Genomic DNA, 10,011 nt, shown 5'->3' with positions numbered 1-10,011 from the left:
AGCGCGCCGTCGGCGAACCACTTGGCCACCGGGGCTTCCGACCAGTCCAGTACCTCGGTGAACGGCGTCTCCCAGGCCAGCCGTTGGGCCTGCGCGGCCCAGAACGCGAGGCGGTCGGCGTCGGCCTCGTCGTAGAGCGCGGCGGTCGCGTTGGCCTGTTCGGCGAATTCGTCCGACGGCGGATAGGAGGTAACAGATGCGGTTGACGGCGAAGTCATTGGTGAATCTCCTTGGGCTGCGGGGTTCGGAGCGCATTAAGCGTGGGCTCGAGTCGTGGCTGCTCATCCGGTGTGAGCGCGGCAACGATCATGTAAATCGTCAACAATCTACGATATTACGGCTCTCAGCCGCCGAAAATCCAAGGCGCGAACCACGATCTGCGTCGAGCGGAGCAGTGATTTCGCCGCGATGCGCCCGTGGCGAAGATTGGTGACCAATTAACCAACAAAGTCGATCTGGGTTACAGTACGGCGCAAATCGCCTCGCTGCCACAGGAGCATCGCACCGCGAAGGAGGTCAGCTCATGGACCGGGTCGCCAGCGACTATTCACCTGTTCGGAACGGTTTGCCCAGCAGGTCGACTACCGGAGAGCAGGTCGCTGAACTGATTCGGCAGGCCATCATCACTGGTGCGATCGGACGCAGCACGCCGCTGCGTGAAGAGGCCATCGCGGCGCAGTTCGAAGTATCCCGCCGGACCGTGCGCGACGCGTTGCGCATCTTGGAGGGTTTCGGCCTCGTTCGACATCAGCGTCATAAGGGTACCCAGGTGGCCGATTTCGCCGCGGCCGACATTCGCGATCTCTACAACACGCGGCTCGTGCTGGAAACCGCTGCGGCACAACGGTGGTGCACCGCGGACCCGGCGGCCCCCGACGATGCGCTCGCTGAACGGTTGGGCGAGGCCTTCGATAGGCTGCGCGCCGCCACCGAACAACTCGACGCGGTACAGGTGGTGGAAGCTGATCTCGGATTCCATGCCGCCGTGATCGGATTGATGGCTAGTCCTCGCGCCGACCGGTTCTTCGGGTCCATCGCTCAAGAAATGGCGTTCGCCATCGCCATCCTCGAGGCCACGCAGCGTGAGACGCAAACCCGACCCGCTCAGGCGCTGGCCGAACATGAAGCAATCCGCCACGCGTTGATGGACCGCGACCACGATCGTGCTCGAGAACTCATCACCACCCACGTTGAGACCAACCGTGAACGGCTAGTTGCCATCGTGCGCGCGCAAGACGTGGACGCCGGGGGCGACTAACATCCCGATCCTCGATGCGTTGCCGCCCCGGCGCGGGGCGGGGCGCCATGGTCACGGGATCAGGCGGGCCAGGCCCTCCTCGATGGCGCGTACCGCAGCGCCCGTGCGCGACCGTTCGGCGAGTTTGTGCAAGATCTTCTCGACGTGAGCCGTGGTGGTGCGCACCGATATCCCATAGCGCGAGGCGATCTGTTGATTCGACAGGCCGTGGGCCACCCCGGTGAGGATGTCGACTTCACGACTGGTCAAGCCGTATGGAATTTGCGTCTCAGTGGCGGCGACCAACGCGACGACGCCTGGTCCCCACAGGGGTTCGTCGATGCGGTCCATGCGCACGCGCAGCCAGGACGCGGCCGTGGGCCATAGTCCGACCACTGACTCACGACCGCTGTCGAGGAATCGGGCCGTGGCGGAGATGAACTCGGGCTCGTCGCACACCACGGGTGCGGGGCACTGTCCCCAGGCATGACTTCGGCCGCTGGCATCCATGTAGGCGACCGACGACGTGTCCGCCGTCAGTCGGGGCCGCGCCGGAGTGCACAACCGACCGATGCTGGGGGCGATGGTCTTGAGCAGAAGCGAATGCCTCCGGTCGAAAGTTCCCCGCGTGCCCGACGACATGTGGATCATGCCCACGTAGTCCCCGCTCTGACCAAACAGACACGTCGTCAGGCCGTCCCGAAATCCGGCGGGATCGAGGACGTCTTGGTAGAACTCGGTCGTGCAGTAGTCGTAGGGCAGGTCCGCGAAGCGCAGCGGCTGCTTGCTGGCAAGCATCTCGTGGTGCGGATCGGTGTCGGTGTAGGGCTCGCTCAGACCGAGCAGTGTCGGTGGTGCGTATTCGAAGTTGCTCACGAGCACATGGCGACCGGCGACGGGGTTCCACCCGAGGATCGCCGCCGCGTCCGCGTGCACGATGCTTCCCAGCCGTTCGAGGATGTACGCGCCGGCCGGACCGCGTTCCTCGCTGCCGGCGTTGTAGGCGCAGTCCGCAACCAGATCTACGTCCGGCCCGGTCAGGTGGACGTCGTTCTCCGTGTCGTAGCAAAGGGGCACTCGACGACCTCTAATCTTGGATGAGGTTGTGAAGAGGCTGAACCCGCAAAGAAGGGGCGGCGCAGTCAGCCGCCACCGATTCTAGCGCCGTCGTCGTCGACTGCGCCTCGAATTCAGGTGTTCGGCCTGCACTTCGAAGTCTGGGAAAGTGCTGGCCAAACGTGGTGATGGTAGCCCCATTGTGCGACAGCACGGCCGACCCTGCAACAGATCCGACGGATGTCCCGAAACCGTCGATACCCCCGGCGATCGCGACATCGGTTCGATGCCATACCTGCGGGCGTCGCCGAGTCCGGAAGGATCCGAACCACGTTCGATCCCGTTCGGAAGCCGTGAAGCCGTTGCGATGAGTGAGCCCGGCGACGCGGATCGTCCGGGATGGCCGACCCCGGGCCGCGTTCGTGCCGAGGCGGTCATCGCAGGACGCCGCCCCGTCGTCGAGACGTACCCATGCGTTCTGGCGGCCGCGTCCCATCGAGATCCGGTGGGCGGCATGATCTTCCGCGCCGACCGTGCCGAGATGACGCCGACGTGCTGGCACTACCTGTGATCTTCCTGGATCGAGTTGCCGCCGTCGACCACGATGCATTGGCCCGTGATGTAGGAGGCCGCCCGGGCCGTCAGCATCAGGATGGAATGCGCCACCTCATCCGCCGTCCCGGATCTGCCGAGCGGGCAGGAAGCACCCGCTGCCAGCTCGTCCTCGGTGGTCGAATCCGTCAGGATCCACCCAGGCGCCACGGCGTTGCAGGTGATGCCGGCCCCGGCGTAGTCGATGGCGACCGATCGGGTCAGACCCACCAAACCCGCCTTGGCCGCGTGATAGGCCCCGTCCCCGGGGAAGGCGCACACGGGCCCCGATACCGAGGACACGTTCACCACCCGGCCGTATCCGCGTTCGACCATCGTGGGGAGCACTGCACGGGTCATGGTGAACGCGGTGGTGAGGTTGCACCCAATCGCGTTGGCCCAGTCGTGGTCGGTGAGGTGTGTCAAGGTGGCGGCCGGGACGAGGTTGGTGACCGCGGCCAGCCCGGCGTTGTTCACCAGGACGTCGATGCGGCCGGTGCGTTCCAGCGCGAGCGCGGCCACCCGATCTGCATGAGCGGGGTCGGTGAGGTCGCCGGCAATGCCGACGGCGCGAATGCCGGCCGCCTGTAACTCGTCTACCCGCTGCTGCACGCGGTCCGTGGTCGAGGTCAAGATCACCGTGAGGCCGGTCAGGCCGAGGAGACGCGCGGTTGCAAACCCGATACCCGCAGCCGATCCGGTGCCGGTGACGATGGCGGTCCCCAGGTGATGATGGGCAGATTCGGCGTGGGACATGGTCCCCTCTCCGGGTGGTGAACGACCTCGGACGGACGGTCGGAGCGTAATCACGGGCGCGATGATCGGTCAATTGGTGATCAAACTTGGGACACAGATGTGAACGCCCGGCCGTTCGGCGGGCGTTGCCTATGGCGCGCGCGACCTCCGACTTATATGGTGTGCCGATCACACTTGTTTAATTGGTGACCAATGTTGCAACAACCAAGGGGTTAACCGATGGGCGCAGTCGTCTTCCGAAACGGAACCGTGTGGAGAGGCAATGGCCGTCCGGACACGGATCGGCTCCTGGTCGTCGACGGTCGCATAGCGCCGTGGGACGAGGCTGTGAGCCCAGACGTCTCCGTCGACCTGAACGGCGGACTCTTGGCGCCCGCCTTCGGCGACGGCCACGCACACCCCATTCTCGCGGGCCTCGAACAGCAGGGACCGGCAATTCGGGACGCTCGCGACGTGTCCGAGATCGTCGAACGGATACAAGCGTGGGCACAGGACCACCCCCACGACGAGTGGATCGTGGCTGCAAGCTACGACGCCACCCTCACCCCGTCTGGGTTGTTCGACGCTCGCTGGCTCGACGCCGTAGTGCCCGATCGCCCGGTGATGCTGCGGGCGTGGGATTACCACTCGGTGTGGTGCAACACGCGGGCGCTCGAGCTCGCCGGCATCGACGAGGACACCCCACAGCCCGAGGTCGGCGAGATCCCGCGGCGGGAGGACGGCCAACCGCTGGGCACCCTTCTGGAGTGGGGCGCGGTGGACCTTGCGCTACGGGTCGCTCCGGCGCCCAGTCTCGATCAAGGGGTCGAAGCGTTGGAGTACGCCACGCGACACCTCGCCACCCGCGGCATTGCCTGGCTCCAGGACGCGTGGGTGGATCCGGACGACATCGAGACATGGTTGGCGGCCGCCCAGCGGGGCGTGCTCCGATGCCGCGCCGATCTGGCACTGCGGGCGGACCCGCTGCGGTGGGCAGAACAGCGCTACCAGCTGACCGGGCAACGCGATCGCATCCGTGCTGCACCCCATCTCACGTGCAACACCATCAAGTTCTTCGTCGACGGAATCATCGAGAACCACACCGCGCACCTGCTTCACGACTATGCCGATGCGTGCACCCGTGGCATGAAGGTGTGGCAGCACGATGAGCTCCTGGCCGCCGCGGCGTTCGTCGACGAGCTCGGCTTCGAATTGCACATTCACGCCATCGGCGACGCCGGAGCCCGCTCGGCCCTCGACGCCGTGGAGCACATCCAAGCCGTCAACGGTCCTCGAGACCGGCGCCCGGTCATCGCCCACGCCCAACTCGTCGACGACGACGACCTGCCAAGGTTCGCCCAGCTCGGTGTCATCGCGTGCTTCCAGCCATTGTGGGCCACCACGGATGACGTCATGCAGCAACTGACGCTCCCGCGGTTGGGGCCAGAGCGAGGCCACCGGCAGTACCGCATCGGCTCGGTCTTGAGGTCCGGCGCACCGATGAGCTTCGGCAGTGACTGGCCAGTCACCAGTGCAGACGTCCTACCGGCTCTGCAGACGGCCGTCACCCGGGCACGCCAAGACGGCACCCCACACGGGGGTTGGATGCCGGAGGAACGCATAGACATCGTCAACGCACTCGACATCGTCACCCGCGGCGTCGCCTATCAAGCCGGCGCGGAGACCAGCCGCGGCGTGTTGGACGACGGCTTCGAGGCGGACCTGGTGTGGCTGTCGGCCGACCCGCGGCAGTCACCCATAGGCGACCTGACGTCGATATCGGTTCTCGGCACCTGGGTCGCAGGAATACCTACCTATCAATCGAATTCGACGTCCAGCGCCCTGCAGGCGCAGATGGAGCGTACTCATGTCTGAGACATCACCCACCTCGTCCGCCCCTACACTGCGGCGGGTCATGGGCGTGCCCGGCCTGGTCATCTTCGGATTGGCCTACACGGCGCCGCTGGCCGTGTTCACGACCTACGGGGTCGTGAACGAGTCGACCTCAGGCCATGTGGCGACCGCGTACCTGATCACGCTGTTGGCGGTGCTCTTCACGGCGGGCAGCTACGCGGTCCTGGTCAGGGCCTACCCGGTCGCCGGTGGCGCGTACACCTACTCCCGGCGGGCCTTCGGCGGAAACGTCGGCTTCGTCACCGGCTGGGCACTGCTGCTGGACTACCTCTTGCTACCGCTGACGAACTACCTCCTCATCGGCATCTATCTGCACGCCGAGTACCCGGCGGTACCCATCTGGCTGTACTCACTCTTGGGCATCGCCGTGGTCACGGTTCTCAGCGTCGTGGGAATCACCGTGGTGCGCAACGCAAACCTCGCCATGGTGGGGCTTCAGATGCTGTTCGCGTTGGTGTTCGCGATCCTTGCGGTCAAGCACATCGTCGAGAACCCGGGCGTCTCGCTCCTGCAGCCCATCTACGACCAAGGTGTCGCCGCGGCGACGTTGTTCACCGGAGCCGCGACGCTGGCGTTGAGTTTCCTTGGCTTCGACGCCATCTCGACGATGTCCGAAGAAGCGCGGGACCCACGCCGCACGGTGCCACGAGCAATCATGCTGACCGTCGCCATCGCCGGGCTCATCTTCATCGCGGTGTCCTATCTGGCGACACTGGTGCAGCGCGATCCGTCTGCGATCGTGGATCCAGACTCCGCGGCAATCGAGATCATGGGCATGACCGCCGGGCAGTGGCTTCAGACGTTCTTCCTCTTCAGTTACATGGCCGCGTGTGTGGCCTCGGCTCTGGCCTCTCAAGTAAGCGTGACGAGAATCCTGTATGCGATGGGCCGGGATGGCGTCTTGCCGCGCAAATTGTTCGGTCGTCTCAGCCGCAGGTTCCAGACCCCGGTCGGCGCGATCGCGTTCGTCGGAGTCATCTCGTTGATCGCGTTGGTAGCCGATTTGGGGACCATGGCCTCGATCGTGAGTTTCGGTGCGCTGGCTGCATTCTCGGTCGTGAACCTGGCGGTCATCAAACTCTTCCTCGTCGACGCCACCGAACGCACTCCGTGGCATCTGTTCCGGTACGGGATCGCGCCCGCGATCGGGTTCCTGCTCACCTTCTACCTGTGGTTCAGCCTGTCGCGTCTGGGCTTCATCGTCGGACTCGTCTGGATCGTCGTGGGCGTCCTGTACCTCGCCGGCATCACCCGAGGCTTCCGCAAGGCCCCACCAGAGATACAGTTCGACGCCGAGCACGCGCCACTGACACCCCACGACGATGCCAGGGTCGTAACACCGTGAGCGACAGAACGATTGGCTACGACTTCTTCGAACGGCCGGAGATCGCCGCCTTGCGCATCAGCGACGCGGAGGCGGAGAATCTCGGGGGGCAACACTTCGGCCACCCGGTGATCGCCGAGTCGCTCGGCAGCCAGCAGGACCAGAACTTCATGCTCACGACCGTCGACGGGCGGCGCGTCGGGGTTCTCAAGATCGCGAACCCGGTGTTCTCCGAAGCCGAGGTGAAGGCACAAGATCAGGCCGCCCAACTCGTGCAGGCTGCCGAACCCCGGTTGCGACTGGCCACCGCGGTCCACGGCGTCGACGGGCGGACGCACAGAACCTTCCGGCACGCGGACGGAACGTCGCTCATTGCGCGTGTTCTCCGCTACCTGCCCGGTACCACCGTCGAGGCCGACACGTATCTGGGAGCCGACGTCGCCCGGCAGATGGGTGATGTGTGTGGGCGCGTCAGCAGAGCACTGCGCTCGTTCGACCATCCCGGGCTCGACCGCACGCTGGCCTGGGATCCCCAACACGTTCCGGCTGTCACGGAGAAACTCATCTCCTATCAGGACGACGAGGGTCGCCGTGACCAGCTCCTTCACGTCGTAGCCCAGGCGTGGAAGATCCTGGGACGGCTCGCCGGGGAACTCCCGCGTCAAGCCGTCCACCTAGACTTGACCAACTCCAACCTGATAGCCGAGCCCGATGACGCCCGGCGCTATGACGGCATCCTCGACTTCGGCGACCTGTGCCGAACCTGGGCGGTCGCCGAACTCGCTTGTACGGCAACGTCGGTCCTTCACCATCCTGGTGCGGACGCACTGTCGGCGCTCCCGACGGTGACGGGCTTCCACGCGGTGCGGCCGTTGTCGGCCGCCGAGGCCCAGGCCGTCTGGCCGTTGGTAGTGATCCGCGCGGCAATCCTGGTCCTCAACGGCACGATGCAGGTCAGCATCGAGCCGGACAACGAGTATGCCGTCACCGGGCTGCTCGACGAGTGGCGGATGTTCGACGCGGCGGTGGCGGTGCCCATGGAGGTGATGTCCACCCTGATTTGCGACGCGCTATCGCTGCCGCGACCCGGTGAGGTGACGCTCCCGGACGACTACGTTTCGCTCGTCGCCGGGCAGCCCGCGGTGCTGGACCTCTCGACGACCGCGCCGGTGTGGGACCGCGGTGCCTGGTTGCACGCGGATGCCGTCGATAGGGCGCTGGGCGCCGCGCGTGCGACGGGGGCGAGAGTCGCGATGAGTGCGTACGCGCAACCTCGCCTCGACCAGGCTGCACCACTTCGGGATACCGAACCCGCCACGTTGCCGACCTTTTGCGACGCATGGTTCTTCGAGGCAACCGCGTTGCGCGCACCGTGGGCTGGTGTCACGCGAAGGACCGATCAGGGCTTTACCCTGTCCGCCGCAGACGTCGACGTCGTCCTCGACGTCACACTCGACGTCGACGCCGACGCGCTGCCGGGCATGCACCTGGGCGAGGTGGCGGCAGGCGCGCCGTTGACGACCGTGGGGGCTGACCATCGGATTCGCGTTCAGGTCCGGCGGGCGGATGGGCCGCCGGTGCCTGCGTTCGTCGCCCCACGGTACGGCCCAGGCTGGCTGGCCCTGACCGCCGATCCCGCGGCGCTGCTCGGCGCCCCCGACGGCGACACACCCGAATCGAGTGCTGCACTACTCGAACGCCGCAGCCGGTACCTGGCTGACGTTCAGGAGCACTACTACGTCACCCCGCCCCGGTTCGAGCGGGGCTGGCGGCACCACTTGCTGTCCACCGACGGCAGATCGTATTTGGACATGGTCAACAACGTTGCATTGCTTGGCCATTCGCATCCTCGATTGTCAGATGCGGTTGCCCGCCAGTACGAACTGCTCAACACGAACTCGCGGTTCAACTACTCGGCCATCGCTGAGTTCACCGCGAAGATCGCCGCTCGGCTGCCACCGTCGCTCGACCAGATCTTCCTGGTCAACTCGGGCTCGGAGGCAAGTGACCTCGCGATGCGGCTGGCGCTGGGCACCACCGGACGGCAACACCTCGTCTCGATGGGGGAGGCCTACCACGGCTGGACCTACCTCACCGACGCGGTCTCCACGTCGACGGCGGACAACCCCAACGCCCTGACGACTCGTCCCAGGTGGGTCCACACCGTGGAATCCGCCAACTCCTATCGCGGGCGATACCGTGGGGCGCAGGCGCACCAGTACGCGCGGGATGCCGTTGCCGACATCGGGCGACTAGCCGCCGACGGTGTAGACCTCGCAGGGTTCATCGCCGAACCCGTCTACGGGAATGCCGGCGGAATGGCGCTCCCCGACGGGTACCTGAAGCAGGTCTACGCCGCGATTCGCGACGTTGGGGGACTGGCGATCGCCGACGAGGTTCAGGTTGGTTACGGCCGTCTGGGACAGTGGTTCTGGGGTTTCGAGCAGCAGGGCGTCGTGCCCGACGTCGTCTCGGTGGCGAAGGCGGTGGGCAACGGGTATCCGCTTGGGATCGTGGCGACCACGAAGGTCATCGCCGAGGCCTATCGATCCCAGGGCTACTTCTTCTCCTCGGCCGGTGGCAGCCCCGCGTCGTGCGTGGTCGGGAGCACGGTCCTGGACGTCCTCGAGGACGAGGATCTGCAGGGCAACGCCCGTCGTGTCGGCGGGCACCTCAGGGGGCGTCTGCTGGAACTCGCGGAACGGCATTCGATCATCGGCACGGTCCATGGGCACGGTCTGTATCTCGGCGTCGAGTTGGTGCGGGACCGAGACACTCTTGAGCCTGCTACCGAGGAGACACTGGCGATCTGCGAAAGGATGTTGGACAAGGGCGTGGTCATCCAGCCCACGGGCGATCGGATGTGCGTGCTGAAGGTGAAGCCGCCACTGTGCTTGGACCAGACGGGGGCGGACTACTTCGTGGACGCGCTCGACAGCGTCTTGACCGAAGGCTGGTAGACGACCCGCCCGCGGGACGAACCAGTCGGCCCACCGGGGTGCTTGACCGGGACCGGTGGGTCAACTGGCGGCTGGCCGAGCGCGTCCTACCAGCCGCGTTCGGCGAGCCGGTGCGGCTGCGCGATCTCCTCGACGTTGATGCCGACCATGGCCTCACCCAGCCCGCGCGACACCTTGGCCAGCACGTCGGGGTC

At 66.0% G+C, this 10,011-nt stretch carries 8 protein-coding genes and 1 pseudogene; 5 read left to right on the top strand and 4 right to left on the bottom strand.

Going from position 1 to position 10,011, the window contains the following annotated elements; genetic code table 11:
- On the bottom strand, positions 1-218 hold a 218-nt coding region (locus ABZ195_RS28435), incomplete at its 3' end, for an acetyl-coenzyme A synthetase N-terminal domain-containing protein (RefSeq protein WP_355223228.1).
- Positions 219-523: 305 nt separating this feature from the next.
- Between ABZ195_RS28435 and ABZ195_RS28430 the strand changes: the two genes are divergently transcribed.
- A complete protein-coding gene (locus tag ABZ195_RS28430; RefSeq protein ID WP_318972233.1) occupies positions 524-1,258 on the top strand; it encodes a GntR family transcriptional regulator in 735 nt (244 codons plus the stop codon).
- A 51-nt stretch (positions 1,259-1,309) separates the two neighbouring features.
- Here the strand turns inward: ABZ195_RS28430 and ABZ195_RS28425 are convergent, their stop codons facing one another.
- Entirely contained in the window at positions 1,310-2,314 is a 1,005-nt protein-coding gene (locus tag ABZ195_RS28425) for a LuxR C-terminal-related transcriptional regulator (RefSeq protein WP_355223226.1), read from the bottom strand.
- Positions 2,315-2,660: 346 nt separating this feature from the next.
- Between ABZ195_RS28425 and ABZ195_RS28420 the strand changes: the two genes are divergently transcribed.
- On the top strand, positions 2,661-2,864 hold the full coding sequence (locus tag ABZ195_RS28420) for a hypothetical protein (protein WP_355223225.1): 204 nt from the start codon (positions 2,661-2,663) through the stop codon (positions 2,862-2,864).
- Here ABZ195_RS28420 and ABZ195_RS28415 read toward each other — a convergent pair.
- Entirely contained in the window at positions 2,855-3,640 is a 786-nt protein-coding gene (locus ABZ195_RS28415) for an SDR family NAD(P)-dependent oxidoreductase (protein ID WP_355223224.1), read from the bottom strand. The two genes, ABZ195_RS28420 and ABZ195_RS28415, sit on opposite strands and share 10 nt — an antisense overlap.
- A 327-nt stretch (positions 3,641-3,967) precedes the next feature.
- On the opposite strand from ABZ195_RS28415, the gene ABZ195_RS28410 reads away from it, so the two are divergent.
- From ABZ195_RS28410 to ABZ195_RS28400, 3 genes are read left to right on the top strand one after another with little or no spacing between them, the layout of a single operon-like run.
- Positions 3,968-5,494, top strand: coding sequence for an amidohydrolase (locus ABZ195_RS28410; protein WP_355223223.1), 1,527 nt, complete (start codon positions 3,968-3,970; stop codon positions 5,492-5,494).
- Between the two features lie 40 nt (positions 5,495-5,534).
- Positions 5,535-6,878 carry an APC family permease gene (locus tag ABZ195_RS28405; protein WP_355223222.1) on the top strand — a complete coding sequence of 448 codons (1,344 nt, stop codon included), beginning with the start codon at positions 5,535-5,537 and terminating at the stop codon, positions 6,876-6,878.
- Entirely contained in the window at positions 6,875-9,817 is a 2,943-nt protein-coding gene (locus tag ABZ195_RS28400) for an aminotransferase (protein WP_355223221.1), read from the top strand. The genes ABZ195_RS28405 and ABZ195_RS28400 overlap by 4 nt, the downstream gene beginning before the upstream one ends.
- An 86-nt stretch (positions 9,818-9,903) precedes the next feature.
- On the opposite strand, the pseudogene ABZ195_RS28395 reads toward ABZ195_RS28400, so the two are convergent.
- Positions 9,904-10,011, bottom strand: a pseudogene (locus tag ABZ195_RS28395) (pyridoxal 5'-phosphate synthase lyase subunit PdxS); the annotation flags it as partial.

Origin of the sequence: Mycobacterium sp. NPDC006124 (assembly GCF_040614235.1) — a bacterium.
In the GTDB taxonomy this organism is placed as follows: domain Bacteria; phylum Actinomycetota; class Actinomycetes; order Mycobacteriales; family Mycobacteriaceae; genus Mycobacterium.
The sequence above is the reverse complement of the archived record's forward strand: the minus strand, read 5'-3'. Positions and strand labels throughout refer to the sequence as shown.

Bases quoted from the DNA above. Each gene is read 5' to 3' on its own strand.
- ABZ195_RS28430 (WP_318972233.1), top strand. From the start codon at position 524: ATGGACCGGGTCGCCAGCGACTATTCACCTGTTCGGAACGGTTTGCCC.
- ABZ195_RS28420 (WP_355223225.1), top strand. From the start codon at position 2,661: ATGAGTGAGCCCGGCGACGCGGATCGTCCGGGATGGCCGACCCCGGGC.
- ABZ195_RS28415 (WP_355223224.1), bottom strand. From the start codon at position 3,640: ATGTCCCACGCCGAATCTGCCCATCATCACCTGGGGACCGCCATCGTC.
- ABZ195_RS28405 (WP_355223222.1), top strand. From the start codon at position 5,535: ATGGGCGTGCCCGGCCTGGTCATCTTCGGATTGGCCTACACGGCGCCG.